This window comes from Ralstonia nicotianae, assembly GCF_018243235.1.
Lineage (GTDB): Bacteria > Pseudomonadota > Gammaproteobacteria > Burkholderiales > Burkholderiaceae > Ralstonia > Ralstonia nicotianae.
On sequence record NZ_CP046674.1, the window covers coordinates 2968559 to 2993745 of the forward strand.

A 25187-nucleotide genomic window follows, 5' to 3' on the forward strand; every position below is an offset into this window, starting at 1 on the left:
GCGCTTCGCTTGCCGTATCGCCACCAGACGATGGAGTGGTTCGACGTGAGATTGCCCTTTCCGCTGCCGGCCTCCTGGCGCGCTGCCCTGTCCGGGGCCGTGCCGGGCCTCGCATCGGGCGCGCCTGCCGATGCGAGCGCCGCGCCGGTCGCCGAACCGCTGCCCGGCGACCCCGACGCGTGGATCGCCTGCGAGCACTGCGACACGCTGCACCGGCACGAAGTCATCGCGCTGGATGAAGAGGCGCGCTGCACACGCTGCGGCGTCAAGCTCTACCGCAACCAGACCGAACGGCTGTCGGTGCTGCTGCCGCTGGTGGTCACCGGGCTGATCGTCTACATCGTCGCCAATGCGTTCCCGATCGCCGAAATGGACGGCGGCGGCAACCGCAACGCCACCACGCTGTGGAACGCCGTCGAGGCGCTGTACAACTACGACATGCCGTTCGCGGCGGTGCTGGTGGCGCTCACCACCGGCCTGTTCCCGCTGATGTACCTGGTCGTGCTGGCGCCACTGCTGATCGCGCGCGCGCGCGGCCGGCGGCATCCGTCCGCCGCGCTGGCGCTGCGCGCGGCGGCGCTGATCCGGCCGTGGGCCATGATCGAGATCTTCATGCTGGGCGCGGTGGTGGCGCTGATCAAGGTGGCGCACATGGTGTCGCTGGAAGCGGACACCGGCCTGTGGGCCTTCGCCATGCTGACCGTGTTCATGACCATCGCGCTGTCGATCGACCTGCGGCCGTTCTGGCGCGAGCTCGGCCTGACACGGCCGCCCGCGCAGGCGGATGCCGCCGATGCCGCCGCGCCCCCCAACGACAACGCCAGCGGCGAGGCACACCCATGACCACCGCCGACGCCACGCCCGCCCCGCCGCCACAACCGCAGCAGCCGGCCCGCCCGCTGCGCGCCGCCGCGCATGGGCTGGCGACCTGCGAACGCTGCGGCCTGCTGGCCCGCCTGCCCGGCGCGCGCGAGGGTGCCCGCGCCGCCCTGGCGCAGGAGGAGGCCCCCGACCACGCCGCCGCCGCACCGGTCTGCCCGCGCTGCCTGTCGCCGATCCACGTGCGCAAGCCCGACAGCCTCAGGCGCTGCTGGGCGCTGCTGCTGGCCGCCGCCGCCATGTACCTGCCCGCCAACATGCTGCCGGTGATGATCACGGAAACGCTGCTCGGCACCCAGCAGGACACCATCCTGAGCGGCATCGTCTACCTGTGGACATCGGGCTCGTGGCACCTGGCCATCATCGTGTTCATCGCCAGCTTCTTCGTGCCGCTGGCCAAGCTGGGCATCCTGGCGGTGCTGTGCCTGTCGGTGCGGCAGCGCTGGCGCTGGAAGCCGCGCACGCGCACGCGCCTGTATGTGATCGTCGAGGCGGTCGGCCGCTGGTCGATGCTCGACGTGTTCGTGATCGCGCTGCTGGCGGGGCTGGTGCACCTGTCCACGCTGGCGGTCATCAAGCCCGGCCCGGGCGTCGCCCCCTTTGCCGGCGTGGTCGTGCTGACCATGTTCGCCGCCCGCTGTTTCGACCCCCGCCTGATCTGGGACGCCATCGACGAGCCCGACCCCGAAGAGACCACCGCATGACCGATCCCGTTGATACCCGCGACATCCCCCCGCCCCGCCGCATGAAGCGCAAGCGCTGGCTGCCCTCGCTGATCTGGCTGGTGCCGATCGTGGCCCTGGCCGTGGGGGCCACGCTGATGACGCGCGTGATCCTGGCGCGCGGCGCGCAGATCACCGTCACCTTCAGTTCGGCCGAGGGCATCGAGGCGGGCAAGACGCGCGTCAAGTACAAGAGCGTGGACATCGGCGTGGTGAAATCCGTCGGCCTGACCGACGACCGCTCCGGCGCCGTCGTGCTGATCGAGCTGACGCGCGACGGCAAGGCCTTCGCGGTGGCTGACACGCGCCTTTGGGTGGTGCGCCCGCGCGTGGCGGCAGGCAGCATCTCGGGGCTGGGCACGCTGCTGTCGGGCGCCTACATCGGGGTGGACGGCGGCCGCGTCAAGGAGCACAAGTCCGTCTTCAAGGGGCTCGACACGCCGCCGGCCATCTACGCCGATACGCCCGGCAGGCAGTTCACGCTGCACGCCAACGACCTGGGCTCGCTCGACACCGGCGCGCCGGTGTACTTCCGCCGAGTGCGCGTCGGCCAGGTCACCAGCTACGACATCGACGCCGACGGCAAGGGTGTGACGCTGCACATCTTCGTCAACGCGCCGTTCGACCGGTTCGTCACGCGCAGCTCGCGCTTCTGGAACGCCAGCGGCATCGACCTCAAGCTCGACGCCAGCGGCCTGAAGGTCGACATGCAATCGCTGCTGACGGTGGCGCTGGGCGGCATCGCCTTCCAGTCGCCGGAGGACGCCGACCGCGACCCCGCCCCGCAGAACACCGAGTTCGAGCTGGTGCGCAACGAGGCGATGGCCCTGAAGGATCCCGAGCACGTCTCGCAGACCGTGGTGATGTACTTCCACCGCTCGCTGCGCGGCCTGACGGTGGGCGCGCCGGTGGAGTTCAAGGGCATCAACGTGGGCGAGATCAAGTCGATCGGCATCCACTACAGCAAGGAGCGCCACGAGTTCGTGCTGCCGGTGACGGCGGTGCTGTACCCGACGCGCTTCGGCATGGACATCCGCGACGACACCGCCGCGCACGCCACCGAGGACACCCGCGCCCAGTTCGACACGCTGATCCGCAACGGCATGCGCGCGCAGCTCAAGAGCGCCAGCCTGCTGACCGGGCAGCAGTTCGTGCAGCTCGACTTCGTCGAGCCGGCCGACCGCGGCAAGACGCCGCCGCGCTTCGGCCTGCGCGAGCGCGGCGGCGCCTACGTCTTCCCGACCGCCGACAATCCGACCGACGACATCGAGGCCCAGATCGCCGGCATCGTGAAGAAGCTCAACAAGGTGCCGTTCGAGCAGATCGGCCAGGACGTGCACCGCGCCCTGAACTCGCTCGACGCGACGCTCAAGCAGACCGAGCAGTTGGCCAAGACCGTCAACAACGACCTGGCGCCGCAGATGAAGGACACGCTGGCCGAGGCCCGCCGCACGCTGGAGACCGCGCGCCAGACCTTCTCCGAGGATGCCCCGCTGCAGCGCAACGCGCGCGACACGCTGGAGCAGGTGGCCAAGGCCGCCGCCTCCGTGCGCGTGCTGACCGACTACCTGGACCGACACCCCGAGGCCCTGATCCGGGGCAAGGCAAAGGACGCCCAATGATGATGCGAGCAAACCGTTCTTCCTTCCTGCGGCTGGCGGGCATGGCCGGTGCCGCCGCCCTGATGGGCGCGTGCGCCTCGCCGGAGCCGACGCTGCATACGCTGTCGCTGCGGGCGGCGGCGCCCGCGCCCGAGGCGGCGCGCATCCAGCGCGTCTTCCGGCTGTCCGGCGTGCGCGTGCCCGAGCGGCTCGACAAGCCGCAGATCGTGCTGCGCACCTCCGACAGCCAGGTACAGGAACTGGAGCAGCAACGCTGGGCGGCCCCGTTCGGCTCGGAGCTGCGCGACGCGCTGTCGGCCGAACTGGCCGATGCGCTGTCCGCGGTGGACGTGGGTGGCGCGACCGCGCCCGCCGGCGTGCCGCTCTACCGCATCAGCGCCGATGTGCAGCGCTTCGACGCGCGGCCGGCCCGGGAAGTGTCGGCGCTGGTGACCTGGCGCGTGGCGCGCGACGCGGCCACGCCGGGCAGCGCGTTGACCTGCCAGACCACGCTGGCCGAGCCGGCCGGCGGCGAGATCGACGCGGTGGTGACGGCCACGCAGGGCGTGGTCAGGCAGTGGTCGCAGCGCATCGCGGAGAGCGTGCGCAGCCTCGAGACGCCGGGCAAGGACCAGCCGGCCTGGTGCCGCTAGGCTTCGGCCAACCGGTGCGCGAGCTGGCCGAGCTGCGCCAGCGCCGCCTCCACCTCGGCCGTGTACGGCAGGCCGAAGCAGATGCGGAAGTAGTGGTCGAAGCGGTTCAGGTTGGAGAACATCGTCCCCGGCGCAATGCGGATGCCGTGCGCGAGCGCCCGCTCGAACAGCGCCATCGACGACACGCTGGCCGGCAGCTCCACCCACATCGCCACGCCGCCGGCCGGCACCGACAGCCGCGTGCCGGCCGGGAAGCAGCCGGCGATCGCCTCGGCCATGCGCTCGCGCTGCTCGCGCAGGGTCTGGCGCAAGGTGCGGATATGGCGGTCGTACGCGCCGGATGCCAGCAGGCGCGCGGCCGTCACCTGCGACCATGAATCGTTCGGGCGCGACTGCGCGAACTTCAGCATCTCCACGCGCTCTTGCCAGCGGCCGCCCGTCATCCATCCGAGCCGCAGGCCCGGCGCGATCGTCTTGTTGAGCGAGGCGCAGTAGATCACGTTGCCGGTGCGGTCCCAGGCCTTGATGGCCTTGAGCGGCGCGGGGCCGTCGCCCAGGGCGCTGTAGGTATCGTCTTCGATCAGCGGGATGGCGTGCGCTTCGCAGAAGGCCGCCAGCCGCCGCTTGGCCGCGTCCGGCATGATGCTGCCGAGCGGGTTCTGCAGATTGGGCACCACCACCACCGCGCGGATGTTGCCATAGGCCTGCACCGCCATCTCCAGCGCTTCCAGCGAGATGCCGGTGCGCGGGCTGGTGGGGATCTCCACCGCGCGCATGCCCAGGCATTCGAGCACCTGCAGCAGGCCGTAGTAGGTGGGCGACTCCACCGCCACCGTATCGCCCGGCTGCGCCACCGCGCGCAGCGCCAGGTTCACCGCCTCGATGCAGCCGTGCGTGACCACCACGTCGTCCGGCGCCACCTGCACGCCCATTTCGAGCGCGCGGCGCGCCACGGCGCTCTGCAGATCCGGATGCCCGTTGGGCGTGACGGCCTGCGTCAGCAGCAGCGGACGCGCGCGCAGCATCTGCGTGGCGATGCGGTTGAGCACAGCGGACGGATACAGCGTGGCCGCGCCGCTGGCGCCCGACAGGTCGACCCGGGCCCGGGCCTGCAACCCGCGCGCGATGATGGCCGACACCCGCGCATGCACGCCCACGTAGGCGGCCGGGTCGGGCGTGGCCACTTCCGGCTCCTTGGCCGGCGCCAGCAGCGCGCGCCGCGGCTGGCGCACGAAATAGCCCGAGCGCTCGCGCGCCTCCAGCCACCCTTCGGCCTCCAGATGGCGGCAGACCTGCAGCGCGGTCGACAGGCTGACGCTGTGCGTGCGCATCAGCGTGCGGACGGACGGCATGCGCTGGCCGGGCGTGAGCACGCCGCTGCGCATGGCGCCGAGGTAGTGGTCGGCCAGCATGCGATACAGCGGCTGCGCGCCAGGCGGGCGCACGGCAGGGGCGGGAGTCAGCTCGATCACGGACATGGCGGCAGGAGCGGAATGGGCGCTGTCGCCCATCTTGCGACGGCCGGGTCGATCGGAACAGATACAGACGGGCGTAAAGCGTACCGTAACAGATGACGGCCTCGCCTGCCCTGCTCTGGTGCAATCGTTAACGTCTGTGTCTGTTGGTACCAACGGGCCTGTCCTACCCTGCAGCCATACATTCGGAGACCGACATGACCGCTGCAACAACGTTCATAGACCGGCTGGCCCTGCCGGCCGGACAGAGCCGACGACACTGGCTGCCGGCCGGGACGATCATCGTGACGCTGGAGGGCCGGCTGATGCTGGAGCCGCCCCTGCGCTGGCTGGCCGGCGACATGGTGCGCCTGTGTCACACCGTGGGCGCGGGCCATGCCCACACGCTGGAGACTTCCGGCTGGTGGAGCCTGCACGCGGATGCAAGCGTGGGCCTCCACCTGCGCCTGGTGGCGCCGGCGTCATCCGCCTCGCGCTGGCCGGACGGCCTGGTCCGCGCCGGCCGCTGGCTGCTGGCCGCCCTGCAGCCGCGCCGGACCTCTCGCGGCTGAGGCCGCAAGGGCTACGGCTTGCGGCCGGATCCGGGCGGCGGCTTGCGCGCTTCGTCGCCGGGCTCGCGCCGCAGCGAAGCGGCTTCGAAATCGCCCGGATCTTCCTCGCCGACCGCGCTTTCGCTCGGCACGGCCGGTGCCACCGGGCGCTTGCCCCCGCCCGGCGGCGGCATCCGTGGCCGCTCGGGCACGGAACCCGGACGCGACGGTTGCGCTTTCCGATTGGACATATTGGACATGACGGTGTCCTTGCAGCGCTCAGGGCTGCTTGCGGCTGTTCTGATGCTGGCCGAGCCGCTGCTGGTTCTGCGGTAGCTGCCCTGCGTGCGTGATGGCGCGGCCATCCTTGGCCGGCGCGCGCATCGGGCGCTCGGCGCCAGGCTGCATCGGCATGCGCCCGGCGCGGCCGATATCCGCGTCGGCCGAGCGATCATGCGACACGTGTGCCCGCGATGGGCCAGTCTGCTTCTGCGGTTTCATGCGGCACGCTCCTTGGGTTGCGGTGATGGCATGGCGCTTGCCAGGCCCTGCCGCCCAAAACCGGACGCAACCCGCGTACCCGCGGCGAACAGGTCCGGACGGCATGCCGCGCGACGGCACCTGCCTTGCTGCAACGTCGGTATCGCACCCTGCGCATCGTGCGCGCGGATGCGCAGGGCGCGTTGACAGCCCAGCGGGTGCTGGTCGGCAAGGACGGACCGCCCCCGCCGATGTGAGCGGTGTATCCGGATGCGGCATGGGGAGGGCCCGGGCGATGCGCGTGCCCTCCCCGTCCCATCAGAACGGCTTGCTGACCGACAGCAGGAAGGTGCGGCGCGGCGCGAACTGCGGCGCGCCCACGCCGATGCCCGTGCCGTCGCGCAGCGCATAGCTGCGGTCGAGCACGTTGAGCACCGTCAGCCGGGTCTTGAGCTTGCCCGCCAGCGGCAGGTTGAAATCGCGCGCGGCGCCGAGGTTCAGCTGCCAGTACGCCGGCAAGCGGTCGGTATTGGCAAAACCGCTGCGCAGGCCCGAGCCGAACAGCGCATCGGCCAGCCAGGTGGTGCCCCGGTACTGGTACGACACGCCGGCCGACGCGGTCAGGCGCTGGTCGTGGTCGAGGCTGACCCAGTGGCTGTTGATGTAGGCCAGCTCCGCGTCGTCGAAGTTGAACTGGCCGGTTTCGATGCCCTTGCCCTGCGCGCGCGACACGCCCAGGTTCAGGTAGGCGCCGAAATTGCCCTCGCGGTAATTGGCGCTGGCCTCCAGCCCGTAGATGCGGCCGCGTTCGTAGTTGAAGGCCGAGAACAGCAGCGCGTTGCCGAACTGGCCTTCGTCCTGCAGGTGGCGCACGTCGCGGTAATACGCATCCAGCCCCAGCGTCAGGTGCGGCGTGAGCTGGTGCGAGATGCCGAGGTCGAAGTAATTCGAGCGCTCGGACTTCACGGCCGTATTGGCATCCGACGGCAGCGCATTCGTGGTGCCGATGAATTTCTGCACCGTGGTGGTATCGAACTTCTCGGTCGGCGGCGGCGTGAAGTAGCGTGCGTAGCCGGCGTGCAGGCGGGTGCGGCTGGTCAGGTCGTAGGTCAGGCCCAGGCGCGGGCTGAGCTGCTGCTCGCTGACGATGGCGTTGACGTGGTCGTAGCGCGCGCCGTAGTTGATGGTGAGCCGGTCGGTCGGCTTCCATTCGTCCTGCAGATAGACGCCGAGGGTGGTGCCGGAACCGCTCGAGTTGTCGAGCACGGTGAACGGCGTGGTGCTGGTCTGCGCGCCGGTGTCGTCGGCGGAGAAGACGGTGGAGGCATTGTCGACGGCAAAGCGCTCGCGCTGCGCGAAGAGACCGGCGCGCAGCGTATGGCGGTCGTTCAGCTTGTAGCTGGCATCGCCCTGCACGCCATAGGCTTCGTTGCGGCGCGAGATGTCCGAGGCCACGCCGTTGTAGACCAGGTCGCCGACCGGGTCCGGCGAATAATCGATGCGGCTCACGCGGCGGAACACCGACACCTGGTAGTCCAGCTTGGGCGACACCTTTTGCTGGTACGTCAGAATCTGGAAGTCGGTCTTCTCGCGCTGATTGGCATTGAGCGCCTGCGAAGCGGGCGGCGTCACGCCGCCCAGCGTGAACTGCGGCTCCAGGCCCGGACGGGTCGGAATCTCGAAGCGGCTGTTGGCGGTGCCGAACATGAAGCTCACCCGGCTGTCCGCGTCGAGCAGGTACGACAGCATGCCGAACGACTTGTTCTGCGTGGTGTGGTCGTGCGTGGCGTTGCGGTTGCCCGTGGGGTTCTCGATGCCGAGATTGTTTTCGGCGAACACGCCCGAGAGGTAGTAGCTGAAGCGGTCCTTGCTGCCCTGCAACTGCAAGTTGACCTCGTGCGTGGCGTTGCTGCCCAGCACGCTGCCGATCTCGCCGCTGATGGCCTTGGGCTCGCCCGCGTCATCGGTGGCGGTGCCCTTGGTCTGGATGTCGACGATGCCGGCGGTTCGGTAGCCGTACTGCGCCGGCAGCGCGCCGGTCAGCACGTTGATCTGGTTGGCGAAGCGCGTGTCGAGCATCTGCCCGAACCCGCTGATCGGCTCGGGAATGATGACGCCGTTGATGCGGTACTGCAGGTTGGCGTGATCGCCGCGCACGTGCAGCTGGCCGAACGAATCCTGCACCACGCCCGGCGCCTGCAGCAGCACCTGGTTCAGCGGCGTGGCATCGCCCAGCGGCAGGCGGGCGATGTCGTCGGTATCGAAGCGGTAGACCGAGCTGCCGGTATCCGGCGACAGCGCGTTGCGGGCGGCATCGAGCCGCTTGGCCGTGACGCGCGTCTCGCCCAGGTCCCGCACGTTGGCGGCGGTGGCTTGCGCCGTGGACGTGGAGGACGCCGCTGCGGCAGCGGGGTTGGCGGCGTCCTGCGCCGATGCGGAAACGGCGGCCAGGGATGGCAGGGCGGCGGCGAGCGCCAGCACCAGCGCGCGTGGCTGGAACGGAATCATGAACAGACCTTTGAATGCGAACGAATGCGAAAAGCAGCCGTCACGCGCAACGCGGCATGACGGCGAACGAACGAAGCATCAAAGGCTGAAGGGTGGATCGCGGGATCGGACCGGGACGGGGAAGACCAGCGCGCAGGCGCCCGCCCCCACCGACGGGAAGTGCCAGCGCCGCGTATTGCGCAGGCGGAAGATCGCCAGCACCGGCAGCGCCGCCGTGAAGGCCGCGAAGGCCGCGCACTGCAGGCAGGCGGCATGCTCCGTCCCGGCGTGGCCGGCGCGCTCGGCGGCCTTGCCGGCCGGCGCCCGCGCCGCGCTGATCTCCGCGCCGCCGCGCCCATCCGGAAGGTGCGACAACGCATGCCGCAGCGCGCCCTGCTGACCGAACAGCAGCAGCACGGCCAGCAGGCAGGCCAGCCAGCGCAGGTGCGGAAACAATGAACGGAATGGGCGCACGGATGGGTGGAGACAGCGGGGTCAGGGACGCACAGCTTGAGGACACTGTGCGCACCAATGCAACTAAGTTGCGAATTCTGACACCAGCCGCGCCGTTCGGCAATCCACCTGGCAGGGGGCGGCGGGTGCAGCCCCCGACCCTATGCGTGCCGTATTACGCCCGTGTATGCGCGAAACCCGGCGCGAAGCCGGTCGGCACGCCCAGCCCCGGCACGGAAACCCGCTTCCAGCCCGAGCGGGACTTGGGCGTTGCCACCGCCTGCCGTGCCGGCATGCCCACTTCGGCCGGGTCGTGCAGGCTGGCGAGCCAGGCACCGTAGTCGAACCAGCCGTCGCGCACCAGTTGTTCGCCCACCCGGTTGGCAAAACGGTCGGACTTGGGCAGAAAGCACAGCTCGAACCCTTCGGTCTCGCGCCGGCCGTGCATCCAGCGGTGCGGCACCTGGTGGCTGGCCAGCGCATCCGACAGACGCGTGCCGTAGCGCTGCTGCCCCTGGCGCCGCGCGCCGATCACGTGGAAGCCGTCGAGCAGTCGCCGCACGCCCGGTGCCGAGCGGACATGGCGGATCTCGGCGTCGACCAGAAATTCGCGCCCCTGCGTGTGCGCCTGCAGCACCATCGCGGCGAAGTGATGGGCGCCCCATTCGTTCATGTAGAACAGCTCGCCGCCGGCAAAGTCGTACGCACGGAACACGTTGGCCTGATTGGCATAACGGAACACATGGCGCGCATTGTTGGCGAAGTCGGCCTCGGTGCTGTGCGGAATGCGGCGGCAGTGCTGGTGCCCAAATACCAGCATGCTCGGGAACGAATGCACCGAGCACGGCGAATTGGCCAGCCCCGTCACCTCGCGGATGTCCACCTTGCGGGACTCTTGGCGCGTGCCGACCAGATTGCCCAGATGGTGATGCAGCTCGTCCACCCAGTCGGCGTGCTGCAGATGCTTGGGATACAGCTGGTGAGCCGGCTCGACCAGGCTGTCCTCGAACAGGAACGGCACGCTCTTGTGCCAGATATCGAGCTTCCAATGCGACAGCGCATCGCGCTCGGTGCGGTGGTGCGTGACGGATTGCACCACATTGAAGGCCCGCGACTGGACCATCCAGTCCGAGACCGCGTGCAGTATCGTGAAAACGCTCATGTCACCCCCCGGAAGACCGAATCGTTCGTTTTGAGAGAGAAGTTTCAGCGCGCTCCCGTGGCTCTGCGGCAACCGGTGAACGTCGATGAAACCAATGGCGCAACAATACCCTACTTCAGGGGGGTATGAAGTGGAGTTTGATTAACCTTGTGTTAAGAAAAATACACATGGCACGCGGGGGCTTGCCAGGTCCGCAAGATGCGGGTTAGCGGCCGGCACGGGCCGTCCGCCAAGCCGCACCGACCCCGCTCCGGGGGGTACCGGACGACGACGAAGCCGACGCGATCCGCCCACGGCCCGCCGAGCGCAGCCGAACTCGCCGGACCAGACCACCCGGCCGGCAGCGGGCAGGCGCCCCGCACCATCCGGCCCGACCGGCCGGCGCGCGGGGAACCCCTCGTCAGGAATATCCGACCATCCGGCGATGCGGGCTCAGACCAGGCACATGTCGGACACTTCCTCTTCCGACAGGCCCCAGGTGGAGGCGTCCTCCACCGTGATGATGGCGTCGTCCGAACGGCCCAGGCTGATGCGCTCGGGGCGCACGCGCGTCTTGGTATTGCCGGAATAAAACACGACGACGTCCGGACGCAGCGCGGACGACTCGTTCTGGTGCACCACCACGCCCAGCCGGTTGGTGCGCAGCTTGACCAGCGTGCCGACCGGATAGATGCCCACGCTGCGCGTAAACGCCTGGAACACGGTACGGTCGAACTGGCTGTCGGTGCGCGCCATCATGTACTTGAGCGCCTGCGCCGGCGACCACGCATGGTGGTAGGGGCTGCTGGACGTGAGCGTGTCGTACACGTCGCAGATGGCGCCCATCTTGGCCCACAGGCTGATCTCGTCGCCCTTCTGGCCGTCCGGATAGCCGCTGCCGTCGATGCGCTCATGGTGATGCAGGCACACTTCGCGCGGAATCTCGCTGAACTGGCCGGTCCCGATCAGCAGGTGGTGCCCGCCGACCGCGTGGGTCTGCAGCAGGGCCAGTTCTTCCTTGGTCAGCGCGGTGCTCTTGTCGAGCAGCGTGCGCGGCATGGCCGACTTGCCGATGTCGTGGACCAGGCCGCCCAGACCGCATTCGCGGATCTCGTCTTCGGACAGGCCGAGCGTGCGGGCCAGAGCCACCATCAGCGCGCAGACGGCGAACGAATGCAGGTAGGTGTAGTCGTCCTTATTCTTCAGGCGAGCCAGGGCAATCAGCGCATACGAGTTGCGCGCCAGCGAATTGGACACGTTGTCGACCAGCAGCAGCGCCTTGTCGGTCTGCAAGGCGCGGCCCATGCGGGCCTCGGAGAACAGCTGGCCCAGCGTCGCCTTGCCGCTCTGCACCAGTTGCTGGGCATGCTTCCATTCTTCCTTGAGGGAAGTCGGCGTGACCGGCGGCAGCGCCGCCAGGGTCTCGCGGGTCAGCGGCTCCGGAGCGGGCTGCGCCGCCGCCGGCATCAGCGCGGGCGCAAGCACATCTTCGCCGCGCTCGGGGTCGATCCAGATCTCGGTAATACCGGCTCGACAGATATCGTCGACCTGTGCCTGGCTCGACAGTTGGAACTGCGAACGCCAGAACGGGTGCTTCAGCCAGGACCCGCCCAGCTTCACCACAAACATACCGACACGCAGCTGATTCGCATCGATTCGCTTCATACCCTACCTGCCTCGGCTCAATGTCCGTTTTGATTTGATGGAATGTGGGATGCGGGATGCCAGCCGACACTGGCGCCGTCCTCGCTGCCGTCATGGGTGCTCTGGTCCACTGGCAAGGCGAGCCGCATTTGGCTAATCGGCCCCCGGCGACAGAACTTGAGAAAAATTTACAGGACAAAGTGCAGTCCGCTCCGCCCAACCCGGTAGGCGGCTCGCTGCACCGCACCAAGTCCTGCTCCGTGAGACCCACGTCCGGCGGGCTGTCGGCCGGCGCAGCGGCGACATACACTGGATTGAATGACCCATGGGTGATATGGCACAGCACGATCCTTCATCCCTACGCAGGCCGCCGTCCACCAATGACTTCGCGCTCAACCGCGACGCCATTCGCTGGCTCGCGCAATTGCCCGATGAAGTCCGGCCGATCGAGCTCGGCCGCCAGTTTCCGCGCATCATCAACACCATTGCCGCCAAATGGGTCGATTTCATCGGCTGCCGGCGTTATCTCAACAGCCTGCAGATCGATGAGCGCGGCGGACGCCAGGGCTTTCCGTTCGTGATCGTGCAGGAGATCTGCACGCTGCGCGAATACTTCGATTCGCTCTACCCGCCCGAGAAGGATCTCTGGCAGAAGGCGATCGACGCGGGCAAGCGCTAAGGTCGGCTGCCGCACGTGCGGCGCCTGGGCCGGCAGGCGCCGGGATCCGCCAACCGTCAGGCCGGGCCGAGCGCCAGCTTGTTGAGCAGCTCCAGCAGCGTGCGCCGCTCGTCGGCCGACAGATGGGCCGTGACCCGCGCATCGTGAGCGACCACGACCTCGGTGATGTCCCGCAGCGTGGCCGCTCCCTTGTCGGTCAGCGCCAGCCGGAAGGCGCGCCGGTCCACCGGCGACGGGAGCCGCTCGACCATGCCCATCGCTTCGAGCGTATCGACCAGCAGCACCGCCCCCGAGCGGGCCACGCCCAGGATGCCGGCCAGCTCGGTCAGCTTCAGGTCGGGGTTGTGCGCGATCACGGTCATGGCCGAGAAGCGCGGCGGCGTGATGTTCCACGCCTGCAGCGAGCGCACGAAGTCTTCGTAGACACGCAGCTGGGCGCGCCGCACCGCGTAGCCGAGCAGCCCATCCAGCGCGCCATACTCCACGTCCTCCATGCGCGGATTGAAGTGGCCGGACTCGGCCACGGCGGGATAGGCGTCTTCGATGTGGGTCAGGCTCGGCATGGCGGCATCGATCGTGGGCAATCCGACCATTATGGATGGCGGTGCACCCGCCGGCCACGTATCGGGACGACGCTCCGTTCTTCACGGCATCGCCGGGAAAGCGGCGTGCCGCGGGCCCGGGCCGGCATGCGCGCGCGGCCCGGCAGCGGCGGCCAGCCGCGCGGCAACGGCGGATCGAAGCCGACCAGCGACTGCGAGTGTGCCGCGACGCCGCTATGCTGTCGGCACGCCGACCGTCGCAGGCCGACGGTCACCCACGCACCGGAGACGCCCGCATGATGACACCCCGCCCGAACATGATCCGCGCCCTGGCCGCCGAGCTGGCCGCCGGCCACACCACCAGCATCGCGCTGACCGAAGCCGCGCTGGCGCGTGCGCAGTCGCACCGCGCGGCCGGCGGCGCGGCCTACATCGATATCGATGCGCGGGCGGCGCTGGACATGGCGCGCGCCGCCGACGCCGCGCGCGCCGCGGGCAACGTGCCGTCGCTGCTGGCGGGACTGCCGGTGTCGATCAAGGATCTGTTCGACGTAGCGGGCCAGGTGACGGCCGCCGGCTCGCGCGCGCTGGCGCACCAGAGCGCCGCGACCTCGGACGCAACCGCCGTGGCACGGCTGCGCGCGGCCGGCGCGGTGCTGCTCGGCCGCACCAACATGAGCGAATTCGCGTTCTCGGGCCTGGGCCTGAACCCGCACTACGGCACGCCGCGCACGCCGGCGGACGGCACGCGCGCCGCGGGCGGCTCGACCTCCGGCGGCGCGGTGACAGTGGCCGGCGGCATGGCCGTCGCCGCGCTGGGCACCGACACCGGCGGCTCGATCCGCATTCCGGCCGCCTTCTGCGCGCTGACCGGCTTCAAGCCCACCGCGCGCCGCGTGCCGATGGCCGGCGGCGTGCCGCTGTCCACCTCGCTCGATTCGGGTGGGCCGCTGGCCAACTCGGTGGACTGCTGCGCCATCGTCGATGCCGTGCTCAGCGGCCAGGCGCTCGACACCGACGCCGTGCCGCTGGCCGGCCTGCGCCTGGGACTCACGCGCGACTACGTGGCCGCGGACCTGGACGACACCGTCGCCACCGCGTTCGCGCGCGCCGTGGCACGGCTGGAGCGGGCGGGCGCGCACATCGTCCGCTTCGAGTTTCCCGAGCTGCTGCAGCTGCCCGAGATCAACGGCGGCGGCGGCCTGCCCGCGGCCGAGGCCTGGGCCTGGCACCGCCCGCACCTGGCGCGCGCCGAAGCCCAATACGACCGCCGCGTCGCCGCGCGCATCCGCCGCGGCGAGCAGATGAGCGCCGCCGCCTACCTCGACGTGATGGCCGCGCGCGTGCGCATGATCGCGGCCGCGCGCAAGCGGCTGGGCAACCTCGATGCCTGGCTGATGCCGACCGTCGCCGTCGTGCCGCCCGAAGTGGCGCCGCTGGAGGCCGACGACGCGCGGTTCTTCCACACCAACGCGCGGGTGCTGCGCAACCCGAGCGCGATCAACTTCCTCGACGGCTGCGCGCTGACGCTGCCGATCCACGCCGCCGGCGAGCTGCCGGTCGGCCTGTCGCTGTGCGGGCTGGCCGACGACGATGCGCGCATCCTGCGCGTCGGGCGGGCGGTGGAGACCGCGCTGCGCTAGCGCGCCGGGCAGCCTGGACCGTCGCCTTGTAGCCCATGCGCAGCCCCCCCAATGGCGGCCGCCGACAAGGCGCGGCACGGACACGTCCTGCATCATCGCGAAGGTGCCGTTGCCCATGGTGATCGTGATCGACACGGCCGGGCCGCGTGGCGCGCCCGGTCGACGTGTTGCGCGACACCGGTGCGCCGGCGCCGCGCGTGGCGCGCCGCTACGCCGGTCCGCCCAACTGCGCGCGGCGCAGGCGTTCCTCGTAGGCGGCAGCCGACATGGGTGCGCCGAACAGGAAGCCCTGCAGCTTGTCGCAGCCGGCCGCCTGCAGGAATTCGGCCTGCGCGAGCGTCTCCACGCCCTCGGCGGTGACGGTCATATCGAGCGACGCCGCCATCGCCACCACCGCGCGCGAGATCACCACCGAATCCCGGTGGCGCGGGATGCCCGAGACGAACGAGCGGTCCACCTTGAGGTTGTCGATCGGAAAGCGCTGCAGGTACGACAGCGACGAATATCCCGTGCCGAAATCGTCGATGGAGATGCGCACCCCCAGCGCCGTCAGCGCGTCGAGCACCGGCATCACGGCTGCGGTGTCGCGCATCAGCAGCCCTTCGGTGATCTCCATCTCCAGCGCGCACGCGGGCAGCCCGCTCTCGGCCAGGCAGCGCGACAACATGGGCACCAGGGCGTCGCCGAACTGGCGCGGCGACAGGTTCACGGCGATGAAGAAATCCGGCGCGCAGGTCCGGCGCCAGTGGGCCGCCTGGCGGCAGGCCTGCTCCAGCACCCATTCGCCGATGGCGATGATGAGCCCGGCGTCCTCGGCCACGGGAATGAACTCGGCGGGCGACACCTCGCCCAGCTCGGCGCTGTGCCAGCGCAGCAGCACCTCCGCGCCGACGATGCCCATCGAGGCGGCATCGACGATGGGCTGGAAGCGCAGCGACAGCTCCTGCGCCGACAGGGCGCGCCGCAGGTGCTGCTCCAGCTGGAAGCGCCGCTGCGCCCGCTGCGAGAGCTGCGCGGTGAAGACGCGGTGCTGGTTGCGGCCGTTCTGCTTGGCGTTGTACATGGCGGCGTCGGCGCAGCGCAGCAGCGTGGCCGCGTCCTGGCCATGATCGGGATGCACCGCGATGCCGATCGAGGCGCCCAGGTAATACTCGGTGCCGCCGGTCGAGAACGGCTGCGCGATGGCCGCGATGATGCGCCGGGCCAGTTGCTCGGCCTCCGCCAGCGAGCGCACCTGGTCGAGCAGCACGACGAATTCGTCGCCGCCCAGCCGCGCCAGCGTGTCGGTCTGGCGCACGCAGGCCGACAGCCGCTGCGCCACGATGCGCAGCAGGTGGTCGCCGGCCTCGTGCCCCGCGGTGTCATTGACCTTCTTGAAGCCGTCCAGGTCGAGGAACAACACCGCCGCCTGCCGGCCGTCGGTGACCGCCTCGTCGAGCACGGCCTGCATGCGCTGCAGGAAGTAGGCACGGTTGTACAAACCCGTGAGCGCATCGCGCTGGGCGAGGAACTTGAGCTGCTGCTCGGCCGCGCGCGCCGGGCCGATGTCGTTGAACGAGATCAGCACGGCGCTGGGCGTGGCGTCGCCGGGACGCATGATGGGCAGCACGTTCTCATACACCCACACCACGTCGCCGTTGATCAGCTCCAGGCCAATGGTCAGCCCCAGCAGCGGCCGCCCCGTGGTCAGCACCACGCGCGTGGGCCGCTCCAGGAAGGGGATCTCGCTGCCGTCCTCGCGCAGCGAGCGGCGCATCAGCGTCAGGTGGCTCGCGCCCACCGGCGACTGGTCGCCGGCGCGCAGGATGCGCCGCGCGCTCGGGTTGCACGCGAGGATGGTGCCGTCCGCGGCCTGCACGAGGATGCCCTCGGTCAGGTTGTCGACGGCCAGGCGGTAGCGCTCTTCGCTTTCCTGCAGCTCGCGCGCGATGTGAGCCTTCTGGACCGCCACGCCGACGATGTCGGTGATGTCGTCCAGCAGTTGCATCGCCGGCCGCGTGGGCGCGCGCGGCGTGTCGTAGTAGACGCCCACCGCGCCGATCATCTGCGCGTTGTCGCCGCGGATCGGCGTCGACCAGCAGGCCCGCAAGCCCATCGGGACAACCAGCGCGCGGTAGTCGTCCCATAGCGGATCGGTCTCGATGTCTTCGACCACCACGCGGGCATTGCGGAACATGGCCGTGCCGCACGACCCGGCGGCCGGGCCGATCGTCAGCCCGACCAGCGCCTTGCTCAGCGCCGACGGCAGCGACGGCGCCGCCGCCAGCGTCACGTGCTCGCCGTCGCCGCACAGCAGGATGGAGCACATCGCGCCGTCGTCGAGCAGGGTATCGACGATGTGGCACACCTCGGCCAGCAGGTCCGGCAGCGGCACATTGCGCGAGCTCATTTCGAGCACGGTCTTTTCGCAGCGCAGCAGCTCCTTCGCCCGCGCGGTCTCGGCGGCGAGCGTCCGGTAGTTGGCCTCGGATTCGCGCAGCGCCTGCTCGGCATGCTTGCGCTGGCGGATGTCGCGCGCGACCACCTGGACGGCGGTGCGCCAGCCGAGCTGCACCGGCGCGGACAGGATCTCCACGTCCACCGGCGTGCCGTCGCAGCGCAGCAGCGTCTGCTCGACCGGCGGCAGGCCCGCGCCGTGCTCGATCATCCACTCGCGGCGCTGGCGCGCCAGTTGCACCGAGTCCTCGTGGACGAATGCGTCCAGCTCGTGCCCGACGATGTCGCTCGCGCTGTCCGCGCCGAGCAGCCGCACGCCCGCCTCGTTGATGAAAACGATGATGTCATCCGCCACGATGTAGAGCGCGTCGGGCATCTGCCGGACCAGCGCCTCGTAGCGATCGTCGGCGAGCGGCAACGGCCGGGCCGCGGACTCCTCTGGAGTACCGGGTGACCCGGGCCGCCCGGTGGAAGTGGCGTCCATATGGGTATCCGGGCGGCGGCCGCCCTGGGCAATCTCCCGTCTTGTTTCTTCCGATAACGACCGGGGTGTCCGGAAAGTTGAGGTGTCTAGACCATCCCCCCTACTTCAGAGTGGGCCGCGCCTGCGTCAGATGGCGCACAGCGCACCGGACAGGCGCGCGCTTGCGGCACAATGCCGCAACCTCCGCTGGCACGCATTCGTCCGATCGTACGCCATGCGTGCTTGCCCTGGCCAGATTCAATCGTTTTTGCCTGCCACGCCCGGTCTCGCCGCCATCGTCCCGCGCCGCACGCGGCTCGCGGACGGCGACCGCGGAGGCTTGATCGCGCACGTGCGCCGCTCAGCGCTGGAGCTCGACCACGTTGATCACCTGCGTCTCGCCATGCTGCTCGACCTCCTGCCGCACCACCACCGACAGGGCCGGGCAATACCAGTCGGTGACGTGCGCCACGGTCGGCGCGGGCTCGAGGGTTTCGCTGCCCAGCCGCAGCACGCCCAGCGTGGCCGTGCGCGTATAGCGGATCGGACGGCACGGCTGCGGGCCGACCGGCGTCGGGATGGTCTGCGGCGGGCCGACCTCGCGCTCGGACACGTCCACGCGCGCATGCGCCGCCTGCATGTGCCCGATGCTGATGCCCAGCCGGGGCGACACCACGTCGAAATCGAAGCTGGAGTCGTAGCTGTCGCCCGGCAGCATCTCGGCTTCGGGCGCCAGCCCCGCGCCATAGAGGAACATGCCGGAGATGGCGGTACTGACCGTGCCCACCAGGTCCGCATGCTCGCTTTGCGCGAACACCCGCCCGTTGGTGCTGACCACGCGCGTGACCACGCCGGCCTCGTCCACCATCAGGCGGTGATCCTGCACTGTCTCGATCGGCCGCCCGCCCAGCGCCACCAGGCCCGACTTGGCGTAGATATGCAGGCCGATCTCGCAGCCGTCCACGATGTCGCGGTTGATGTCGTGCAGGGTGAACTCGACGATCATCGGCGTCTTGCCGTTGCCGTCCAGACGCAGGCGGGTGCCGTCGTGCATCCAGGGTGCAGTGCACAAGCCCGCTGCCCGGGCGGGCGCGGCCAGGCCCCCGGCCGCCAGCGCAAGCAGCGCAAGACGGGCGAGACCGACGAGAAGGGCCGCGCACAAAGAGAAACGCCGATGCACCTGGCGGTACATCGGCGTGCGGATCGGCAGGTCTTGCCGCACCGTGCCTGTTCCCGGCGGCCTATTGCTTGGCTGCGCCCGAGCCGTCCTTGTCGGCGCCTTCGGAGTACGGATCGAACTTGCCGCCGGACTTGGCGCCCTGCGAATACGGGTCGAACTTGTCGCCGGCCTTCGCGCCTTGCGTGTACGGATCGTATTTGCCCTGCTCCACATTGGCGGGCTGCGCGCCGGGGTTCAGTGCGTTGGCGGTGCTGTCGGCGCCTTGCGTGTAGGGATCGAACTTGTCGCCGGACTTGGCGCCCTGCGAATACGGGTCGAACTTCTTGTCGTCTGTCTGCGCGTGGGCCACGCCTGCGGTGATGGCCACGACGACAGTCGCTGCCACTAGGGTGAGACGGTTGTACGGCATCTGCGGCTCCTTTCCTTGGGTCGTTTGAGCTGATCGACAGCCTCGATTTGAACGAATCCCGACCGACCGCGCGCACCCCGGATGCGACGCGCGCCAATCCGCCGGAGAACCCCCTCTCCTCCGCGTACGCTATGGCAACGGCAAGCGAAAGTCAACGCAAAGGAACGGCCCCCGCATGACGCGAATTCAGCCCGGCGGACGGATGGCGCGCGGCCCCGCCACCGCGATCAGCATCATGGTCAGCGCCACCAGCGACAGGCCCCAGCGCAGGTTGGAATGGTGCGCGATCATGCCGATGAACACCGGGCCGATCAGCATGCCGACATAAGCGAAGCGCGCCACCGCGGCGATACCCTCGGCCGCGGGCACCCCCGGCATGCGCGATGCGGTGACAAAGAAGATCGGCACCATGTTCGCCGCGCCCACGCCCATCAGCGCAAAGCCGGCCAGTACCGCCGCCGGATCGGGCCACAGCAGGGCGAGCAGGATGCCCCCGGTGGCCAGCACGCCGCTCACGCCGAGCACCCTGGTATTGCCCCAGCGCGCGCGTGCGGCATCCCCGCCGAAGCGCGCCAGCGCCATCCCGCCCGAGAACGCCGCATAGCCCGCACTGGCCTGTGCCTCGGGCGATTGCGCCACTTCGCGCATATAGACCGTGGTCCAGTCGTACATCGCGCCTTCGCCCACCAGCCCGAGGAACGCCAGCAGGCCGAGCACGAGCAGCGTGCGGCCGGTGGTCGGATGCGCCGGCTCGCCGGGCGCATGGACGTGGTCGGGCAGCATGAACGGCCCCGCGCACAGCGCCATGCCCGCGGTGATCAGCCCCATGCCCGCGCAGTGCACGGCCGCCGGCACGCCCAGGTCCAGCAGGACACCGCCTGCCGCCGCGCCCACCATGCCGCCCAGGCTGAACATGCCGTGCAGCGACGAAATGATCGGCTTGTGGGAGTGCGCCTCCACGGTGGTCGCCTGCGCATTGATCGCCACATCGAAGCCGGCGTTGGCGATGCCGAACAGCACCAGCAGCCCCAGCAGCAGCGCATAGCTTGGCATCAGCATCAGCAGCCCGGTCATCAGGCCGAAGACCACGCCCGCCTGCACGCTGGCGCGCCGGGTGCTCACCCGCGCCGCCCAGCCGCCGGCGAATTTCATCGCGGCGATGGCGCCGGCCGCCACCATGAACATCGCCAGCGACAGCGACGCCTCCGACAGTCCGAAGCGCGCCTTCACGGTGGGAATGTGGACGCCCCACGTCGCAATCGTTGCGCCGTTGACGAAAAAAAGCGCCATGGTGGCCGCGCGCGCCGACAACGGCAGACGCTGCGTGCGCATGGCACCGGCGGATCGGATCAGTTCAGAGGTCATACACGGCAGAAAAGCACGCGCGGCGCCGGTGCGCCACAAAACCGCCATGCTACCGCGCTGCCCCGACGGATGTGTTGCGGCCCGCCATCACCCCGCTGCCGCATCGGACATGCCGCCCGCGAGGCCGCACCGGCCTCGATCAGCCAGGGGTGACGCGGTCACCACCCTGCGCCGAGCACCGCAAATTGGGCACGCAAAGCAACGCAGCTTGTCGGCTGGCGCCGGGGATGGCTGCGTTAACATGCGGGCGTCCGCACTCGGCGCACGCCTGTGCCTTCCCTCCTCGTGCCCCATCCCCGTTCATGGCCCGAATCATCCGCCTGACCCGTTTGCTCCGCCTGTCGCGCTGTGCCGTTGCCTGCGCGGCCCTCCTTGCCCTCACCGCCGCACCGCTGGCGCAGGCCAGAAAACCCGCCCGCGCCCATGCCGCTCCCGCCGCCACCGTCGCCCAGAAGCGGCAGGCCGCGCACAATCCTGCCGGGCTGCCCGCCAATGTGGCGCTGGCGTTCGCGCGGGCGCATATCCCGCTCGATGCGGTCAGCGTGTTCGTCATCCGCACCGGCACCGCCACGCCCATCCTGCAGTGGAACGCCGACGCTGGCATGAATCCGGCCTCGACCATGAAGCTGCTGACCACCTTCGCCGGCCTCGACCTGCTGGGCCCCGATTTCCGCTGGAAGACCTCCGCCTACGCCGACAGGCCTCCGGCGGGCGGCGTGCTCAGCGGCAACCTCTACCTGCGCGGCCAGGGCGATCCGAAGCTGATTCCCGAAGAGCTGATCAAGCTGGTCACCGACGTGCGCCGCGCCGGCGTGGACGAGCTGGCCGGCAACATCGTGCTGGACCGCTCCTATTTCGAGAACGGCCTGTCCGACGCGCCGCCGCTGGACGGCGACACCGGCCGCGCCTACAACGTCGCGCCCGATGCGCTGCTCTACGCGTTCAAGACGCTGACCTTCACGCTCGCGCCCGACGCCGCCACCGACGCGGTCAACGTCGACGTGTCGCCGCCGCTGGCCCAGCTGCAGGTCGACAACCAGCTGCACGTGACGCACGGCAACTGCGGCGACTGGCGCTCGCATGCCAACTTCGACATCGCCACGCAGGCCGACGGCACGGTGCGCGCCAGCTTCGACGGGCGCTACGCCGGCGCCTGCGGCGAGCGCATCTTCAATGTCGCCGCGCTCACCCATGCCGACTTCATCTGGGGCGGCTTCCTGGCGCTGTGGCGGCAGGCAGGCGGCACCTTCCGCGCCACGCCAGGCCTGCGCGAGGGCAAGGTGCCGCATCCGGCCGTCCTGCTGGCGACGCACTACGGCCCGACCCTCGCCGAGGTCGTGCACGACATCGACAAGTATTCGAACAACGTGATGGCGCGCCAGCTGTTCCTGACCATCGGCGCCGAGATCGGCCGCAAGCCCGCGTCGGTGCAGCAATCGGCGGACATCATCAGCCGCTGGCTCGCCCGGCAGAACCTGTCCATGCCGGAGCTGGTGCTGGAGAACGGCTCGGGCCTCTCGCGCATCGAGCGCATCAGCGCCCGCAACCTGGGCCGCCTGCTGCAGCAGGCCGATGCCAACCCCAACGGCGCCATCCTGCGCGACGCGCTGCCGGTGGTGGGCGTGGACGGCACCATGCGCAACCGCCTCACGCGCGCGGGCGTGGCCGGCAACGCCGAGATCAAGACCGGCACCCTCAACGACGTGCGCGCCATCGCCGGCTACGTGGAAGGCGAAGGCGGCCAGCGCTACGTGGTGGTCAGCATGATCAACCACCCCAACGCCGGCGGCGGCCAGGCCGCACACGACGCCCTGCTGCAATGGATCTACCAGGGGGCGCCGCAATGACCGCCGTCGTCGGCGTCACCGGTACCTCCGGCAGCGGCAAGACCACCCTGATCGAGCAGCTGATCGCGTGCTTCGTGCGCGACGGCCGGCGCGTGGCCGCGGTCAAGCATGCGCATCACGGCTTCGACCTCGATACACCCGGCAAGGACTCGTATCGCATGCGCGCGGCCGGCGGCGCCGAGGTCGTGCTGGTCGGCGACCGGCGCCTGGTGCTGATGCGCGAATACGCCCCCGCGCACGAGCCCGAGCTGGCCGATGTGCTCGCGCTGCTGTCGCCCGGGATCGACGTCGTCATCGTCGAAGGCTACAAGCGCAGCGACTTCCCCAAGATCGAAGTATTCCGGCCCGCGCTGGGCCGGGCGCCGCTGTGGCCGGAAATCGGCAGCGTGGTGGCGGTGGCAACGGATGCGCCGATTCAACTGGAAACGGAGGTGCCCCGCGGCATGGCGGTGCTGGATCTGAACGATGTGGAAGCGGTGTACCGGTTCACACTGGAACACACGGGCCTTCAGGTCCGCCCCTGATCCGGCCGGCCGCACCATCCAAACCCTGGGGCAAACCAGCGGTTCCGCCAACATGCCAATCGGCCCCGCGCGGAAGATCGGCTTGACCGCGGGCAAACGGATTCCGGGCCGGATCCAATCCAATATTTCAAAATCACGAATCTCAAATGGATTTGAATAAGTTGAGATTTAGTTAATCAATTAAGCAAGAACACAGAATAAAAGCATTTTTCGCATAAAAAGAGCACGAAAAGCCCCTCGAATAATATGATTTAAATATTTTTCATACAAAAACCGGCCAGACCCTCGGTAGCATGGCGATCCTCTTTAAACCCGGCCTCGCCAAAACATGCGAGGCATCAATACCCGCAAGACGCATCGACATGGCACTGAGTTATTACAATTCGATCGACGACCTCCTGGGACGCCGTGAAACCCGCTATTTTGGAAACGGATACATCAACACCACACGGTCCGTTTCCGATTTTTAATGCATCGAGACCGATACAGGATTGCAATTCTCGTGCGTCGCGGCACTGGAACTCCCTTCCCTATGGTCGGCAAAGGGCGATTCAAAGCAAAAACCGCATCTGAGCAGCATCGATGTGATCGAACTGGCGACCGAGTGCACGCGCAGGGTCTTTCACCAGGTCTTCGGCGGACGCGAGTTTTCTCTGGAGTCCATCCGAAAGCTCCTGGTTGGTGCGGGCAGCGAGCCCGTGGAAGAGGCGCTGGACGCCATCTCGATCACCGGTGTGGCCAGCCGGCTGCCGGACGGGGCGTACCATCTGCGGGCGCAGATCTCCAGCATGAGCGTCGACGTCACTTTCTCGGCGCGGGAAGAAGGCAGGCCGCGGATGACCGGCGAAAACAGGAATCCGATATCGATCGAGAATGTCACGCTCAACCGGAACGCATTGACAGCCTCGGCCATTGTGCTGCCTTTTCAGGAAAGCCATGACGACAGTTGGTCGCTGTCGGACTGTTTTGCATCCGTGGCGCAGGTCGGACAAGCGCTCCTGTACAACCTGGACGGCATCGTCCGTGAAGCAAGCAATACCCTGTGGATGCGAAAAATCTCAATGACCCTTTTTTCCGGAATTCCGGAATGCAACATGCCACAGCCGCTCTATGTCAGGCTGGATAATTCGAAGAAATTGAAATTGGGAAATGATTATTGGCGCAGCGCCGATGTATTCTGCATCTTCTGCAATACCAATATCGTTTGCCGGGTCGCGCACAAACTCTGAATGCAATCGGGTTCATGCCATGCCCAATATGTCCACCCATTTCCATCATCAGCCGGTAGAGGCGTTCATCATCGATCTCGATGGAACGATGGTCGACACCATCGACGATCTGGCCATCGCGTTCAATACCGCCCTGAACCAGCTGGGGCTGGCGCCTGTCGCGACGGCATTCGTGGAGCGGATGATCAACAAGGGGCCCGAACACCTTGTGCGAGCGGCGCTCGGCGACGCCGGTACCGACATGGCGCTCTACGAGCGCTGCCTGCAGCTGTATAGAAAGGCCTATGGCGAGATCAACGGCAAATATGCTCGCGTCTATCCCGGCGTCGGGGAGAGCCTGGCGGAACTCCGGGCCCTCGGGATAAAACTCGCCTGCCTGACCAACAAGCCGGGTTCGTTCGCACGTGCATTGCTCAAGGAGAAACAGCTCGATGGCTTCTTCAGCGTGGTGTTCGGGGGAGACGCCTTCCCGTGCCAGAAACCCGATCCGCTACCGGTCATCAGGACATGCGAGGCACTCGGTACCGCGCCGTCCCGGACGCTGATGGTCGGGGACTCGAACAACGACGCGCTGGCCGCGAAGGCGGCCGGCTGCCGGGTCGTGCTGGTGAAGTACGGGTATCACCATGGTGAATCCCGCAGCCGCACCCACGTCGATGGCTTCATTGACGGCCTGCATCAACTGCGGCCGTTCTGCCGTCTTGCCGATCAGGACGCGTGACCACCGGAATCCCCTTCGTGGAGACGAACGCGGTTGCATGACCGTGGCGCCCAATACGGGTCGGAGCACCAGCGGTCCGTCCAG

23 protein-coding genes are annotated in these 25187 nt (G+C 68.8%); 11 read left to right on the plus strand and 12 right to left on the minus strand.

Going from position 1 to position 25187, the window contains the following annotated elements; all coding sequences use genetic code 11:
- Positions 1-30: 30 nt before the first annotated feature.
- Genes GO999_RS13615 through GO999_RS13630 form a run of 4 tightly spaced genes read left to right on the plus strand, consistent with a single transcriptional unit; the run spans position 31 to position 3855 of the window.
- Complete coding sequence (locus GO999_RS13615) at positions 31-843, plus strand: paraquat-inducible protein A (RefSeq protein ID WP_211906787.1); 813 nt, start codon at positions 31-33, stop codon at positions 841-843.
- On the plus strand, positions 840-1583 hold the full coding sequence (locus GO999_RS13620) for a paraquat-inducible protein A (RefSeq protein ID WP_011000560.1): 744 nt from the start codon (positions 840-842) through the stop codon (positions 1581-1583). Before GO999_RS13615 ends, GO999_RS13620 begins: the two co-directional genes overlap by 4 nt.
- A complete protein-coding gene (locus tag GO999_RS13625; RefSeq protein ID WP_019717594.1) occupies positions 1580-3223 on the plus strand; it encodes a PqiB family protein in 1644 nt (547 codons plus the stop codon). Before GO999_RS13620 ends, GO999_RS13625 begins: the two co-directional genes overlap by 4 nt.
- A complete protein-coding gene (locus tag GO999_RS13630) occupies positions 3220-3855 on the plus strand; it encodes a PqiC family protein (RefSeq protein WP_165591592.1) in 636 nt (211 codons plus the stop codon). Before GO999_RS13625 ends, GO999_RS13630 begins: the two co-directional genes overlap by 4 nt.
- On the opposite strand, the gene GO999_RS13635 is transcribed toward GO999_RS13630, so the two are convergent.
- Positions 3852-5333, minus strand: a complete 1482-nt coding sequence (locus GO999_RS13635) for an aminotransferase-like domain-containing protein (protein ID WP_019717592.1) — start codon at positions 5331-5333, stop codon at positions 3852-3854. The genes GO999_RS13630 and GO999_RS13635 overlap by 4 nt on opposite strands.
- A 194-nt stretch (positions 5334-5527) precedes the next feature.
- Here GO999_RS13635 and GO999_RS13640 point away from each other — a divergent pair, with 194 nt between their 5' ends.
- Positions 5528-5881, plus strand: a complete 354-nt coding sequence (locus GO999_RS13640) for a hypothetical protein (RefSeq protein WP_011000556.1) — start codon at positions 5528-5530, stop codon at positions 5879-5881.
- Positions 5882-5892: 11 nt separating this feature from the next.
- Here GO999_RS13640 and GO999_RS13645 read toward each other — a convergent pair whose 3' ends face one another.
- The 6 genes from GO999_RS13645 to GO999_RS13670 form a co-directional block, all read right to left on the minus strand.
- Positions 5893-6120 carry a hypothetical protein gene (locus tag GO999_RS13645; RefSeq protein WP_135006021.1) on the minus strand — a complete coding sequence of 76 codons (228 nt, stop codon included), beginning with the start codon at positions 6118-6120 and terminating at the stop codon, positions 5893-5895.
- A gap of 19 nt (positions 6121-6139) precedes the next feature.
- Positions 6140-6361, minus strand: a complete 222-nt coding sequence (locus tag GO999_RS13650; RefSeq protein ID WP_011000554.1) for a hypothetical protein — start codon at positions 6359-6361, stop codon at positions 6140-6142.
- A gap of 297 nt (positions 6362-6658) precedes the next feature.
- Positions 6659-8848: a TonB-dependent receptor gene (locus GO999_RS13655; RefSeq protein WP_016726685.1), complete on the minus strand. Its 2190-nt coding sequence runs from the start codon at positions 8846-8848 to the stop codon at positions 6659-6661.
- 78 nt (positions 8849-8926) lie between these two features.
- Positions 8927-9283 carry a hypothetical protein gene (locus GO999_RS13660; RefSeq protein WP_165591768.1) on the minus strand — a complete coding sequence of 119 codons (357 nt, stop codon included), beginning with the start codon at positions 9281-9283 and terminating at the stop codon, positions 8927-8929.
- 172 nt (positions 9284-9455) lie between these two features.
- Complete coding sequence (locus tag GO999_RS13665) at positions 9456-10442, minus strand: DUF6685 family protein (protein WP_011000551.1); 987 nt, start codon at positions 10440-10442, stop codon at positions 9456-9458.
- A 432-nt stretch (positions 10443-10874) separates the two neighbouring features.
- On the minus strand, positions 10875-12086 hold the full coding sequence (locus tag GO999_RS13670) for a cyclic di-GMP phosphodiesterase (RefSeq protein WP_011000550.1): 1212 nt from the start codon (positions 12084-12086) through the stop codon (positions 10875-10877).
- A 304-nt stretch (positions 12087-12390) separates the two neighbouring features.
- Here GO999_RS13670 and GO999_RS13675 point away from each other — a divergent pair, with 304 nt between their 5' ends.
- On the plus strand, positions 12391-12744 hold the full coding sequence (locus GO999_RS13675; protein ID WP_019717586.1) for a hypothetical protein: 354 nt from the start codon (positions 12391-12393) through the stop codon (positions 12742-12744).
- A gap of 56 nt (positions 12745-12800) precedes the next feature.
- Here the strand turns inward: GO999_RS13675 and GO999_RS13680 are convergent, their stop codons facing one another.
- On the minus strand, positions 12801-13337 hold the full coding sequence (locus tag GO999_RS13680; RefSeq protein WP_029240217.1) for a MarR family winged helix-turn-helix transcriptional regulator: 537 nt from the start codon (positions 13335-13337) through the stop codon (positions 12801-12803).
- Between the two features lie 245 nt (positions 13338-13582).
- Between GO999_RS13680 and GO999_RS13685 the strand changes: the two genes are divergently transcribed.
- The gene (locus tag GO999_RS13685) at positions 13583-14929 is read left to right on the plus strand and encodes an amidase (RefSeq protein ID WP_058908375.1); all 1347 of its coding nucleotides are present in this window, start codon (positions 13583-13585) and stop codon (positions 14927-14929) included.
- 208 nt (positions 14930-15137) lie between these two features.
- Here GO999_RS13685 and GO999_RS13690 read toward each other — a convergent pair whose 3' ends face one another.
- From GO999_RS13690 to GO999_RS13705, 4 genes are all read right to left on the minus strand, one after another.
- Positions 15138-17849 carry a sensor domain-containing protein gene (locus GO999_RS13690; RefSeq protein WP_211906314.1) on the minus strand — a complete coding sequence of 904 codons (2712 nt, stop codon included), beginning with the start codon at positions 17847-17849 and terminating at the stop codon, positions 15138-15140.
- A gap of 340 nt (positions 17850-18189) precedes the next feature.
- The gene (locus GO999_RS13695; protein ID WP_016726681.1) at positions 18190-19020 is read right to left on the minus strand and encodes a hypothetical protein; all 831 of its coding nucleotides are present in this window, start codon (positions 19018-19020) and stop codon (positions 18190-18192) included.
- 49 nt (positions 19021-19069) lie between these two features.
- On the minus strand, positions 19070-19417 hold the full coding sequence (locus GO999_RS13700; RefSeq protein WP_011000544.1) for a hypothetical protein: 348 nt from the start codon (positions 19415-19417) through the stop codon (positions 19070-19072).
- A 186-nt stretch (positions 19418-19603) separates the two neighbouring features.
- Positions 19604-20782: an MFS transporter gene (locus GO999_RS13705; RefSeq protein WP_016723959.1), complete on the minus strand. Its 1179-nt coding sequence runs from the start codon at positions 20780-20782 to the stop codon at positions 19604-19606.
- A 302-nt stretch (positions 20783-21084) separates the two neighbouring features.
- On the opposite strand from GO999_RS13705, the gene dacB reads away from it, so the two are divergent.
- The 4 genes from dacB (at position 21085) to GO999_RS13725 (ending at position 25103) form a co-directional block, all read left to right on the plus strand.
- On the plus strand, positions 21085-22629 hold the full coding sequence (gene dacB, locus GO999_RS13710; RefSeq protein WP_019717582.1) for a D-alanyl-D-alanine carboxypeptidase/D-alanyl-D-alanine endopeptidase: 1545 nt from the start codon (positions 21085-21087) through the stop codon (positions 22627-22629).
- Positions 22626-23153, plus strand: coding sequence for a molybdopterin-guanine dinucleotide biosynthesis protein B (mobB, locus tag GO999_RS13715; RefSeq protein WP_016723961.1), 528 nt, complete (start codon positions 22626-22628; stop codon positions 23151-23153). The genes dacB and mobB overlap by 4 nt, the downstream gene beginning before the upstream one ends.
- A 491-nt stretch (positions 23154-23644) precedes the next feature.
- Positions 23645-24382 carry an AvrD family protein gene (locus GO999_RS13720; protein ID WP_248171890.1) on the plus strand — a complete coding sequence of 246 codons (738 nt, stop codon included), beginning with the start codon at positions 23645-23647 and terminating at the stop codon, positions 24380-24382.
- A gap of 19 nt (positions 24383-24401) precedes the next feature.
- A complete protein-coding gene (locus GO999_RS13725) occupies positions 24402-25103 on the plus strand; it encodes an HAD-IA family hydrolase (RefSeq protein ID WP_211906315.1) in 702 nt (233 codons plus the stop codon).
- Positions 25104-25187: the final 84 nt, after the last annotated feature.

Bases quoted from the DNA above. Each gene is read 5' to 3' on its own strand.
- GO999_RS13670 (WP_011000550.1), bottom strand. From the start codon at position 12,086: ATGAAGCGAATCGATGCGAATCAGCTGCGTGTCGGTATGTTTGTGGTG.
- dacB (WP_019717582.1), top strand. From the start codon at position 21,085: ATGGCCCGAATCATCCGCCTGACCCGTTTGCTCCGCCTGTCGCGCTGT.
- GO999_RS13700 (WP_011000544.1), bottom strand. From the start codon at position 19,417: ATGCCGTACAACCGTCTCACCCTAGTGGCAGCGACTGTCGTCGTGGCC.
- GO999_RS13695 (WP_016726681.1), bottom strand. From the start codon at position 19,020: ATGTACCGCCAGGTGCATCGGCGTTTCTCTTTGTGCGCGGCCCTTCTC.
- GO999_RS13615 (WP_211906787.1), top strand. From the start codon at position 31: ATGGAGTGGTTCGACGTGAGATTGCCCTTTCCGCTGCCGGCCTCCTGG.
- GO999_RS13690 (WP_211906314.1), bottom strand. From the start codon at position 17,849: ATGGACGCCACTTCCACCGGGCGGCCCGGGTCACCCGGTACTCCAGAG.
- GO999_RS13630 (WP_165591592.1), top strand. From the start codon at position 3,220: ATGATGATGCGAGCAAACCGTTCTTCCTTCCTGCGGCTGGCGGGCATG.
- GO999_RS13675 (WP_019717586.1), top strand. From the start codon at position 12,391: ATGGGTGATATGGCACAGCACGATCCTTCATCCCTACGCAGGCCGCCG.
- GO999_RS13620 (WP_011000560.1), top strand. From the start codon at position 840: ATGACCACCGCCGACGCCACGCCCGCCCCGCCGCCACAACCGCAGCAG.
- GO999_RS13625 (WP_019717594.1), top strand. From the start codon at position 1,580: ATGACCGATCCCGTTGATACCCGCGACATCCCCCCGCCCCGCCGCATG.
- GO999_RS13650 (WP_011000554.1), bottom strand. From the start codon at position 6,361: ATGAAACCGCAGAAGCAGACTGGCCCATCGCGGGCACACGTGTCGCAT.
- GO999_RS13685 (WP_058908375.1), top strand. From the start codon at position 13,583: ATGATGACACCCCGCCCGAACATGATCCGCGCCCTGGCCGCCGAGCTG.
- GO999_RS13640 (WP_011000556.1), top strand. From the start codon at position 5,528: ATGACCGCTGCAACAACGTTCATAGACCGGCTGGCCCTGCCGGCCGGA.
- GO999_RS13665 (WP_011000551.1), bottom strand. From the start codon at position 10,442: ATGAGCGTTTTCACGATACTGCACGCGGTCTCGGACTGGATGGTCCAG.
- GO999_RS13655 (WP_016726685.1), bottom strand. From the start codon at position 8,848: ATGATTCCGTTCCAGCCACGCGCGCTGGTGCTGGCGCTCGCCGCCGCC.
- GO999_RS13645 (WP_135006021.1), bottom strand. From the start codon at position 6,120: ATGTCCAATATGTCCAATCGGAAAGCGCAACCGTCGCGTCCGGGTTCC.
- GO999_RS13680 (WP_029240217.1), bottom strand. From the start codon at position 13,337: ATGGTCGGATTGCCCACGATCGATGCCGCCATGCCGAGCCTGACCCAC.
- GO999_RS13705 (WP_016723959.1), bottom strand. From the start codon at position 20,782: ATGACCTCTGAACTGATCCGATCCGCCGGTGCCATGCGCACGCAGCGT.
- GO999_RS13635 (WP_019717592.1), bottom strand. From the start codon at position 5,333: ATGTCCGTGATCGAGCTGACTCCCGCCCCTGCCGTGCGCCCGCCTGGC.
- GO999_RS13725 (WP_211906315.1), top strand. From the start codon at position 24,402: ATGCCCAATATGTCCACCCATTTCCATCATCAGCCGGTAGAGGCGTTC.
- mobB (WP_016723961.1), top strand. From the start codon at position 22,626: ATGACCGCCGTCGTCGGCGTCACCGGTACCTCCGGCAGCGGCAAGACC.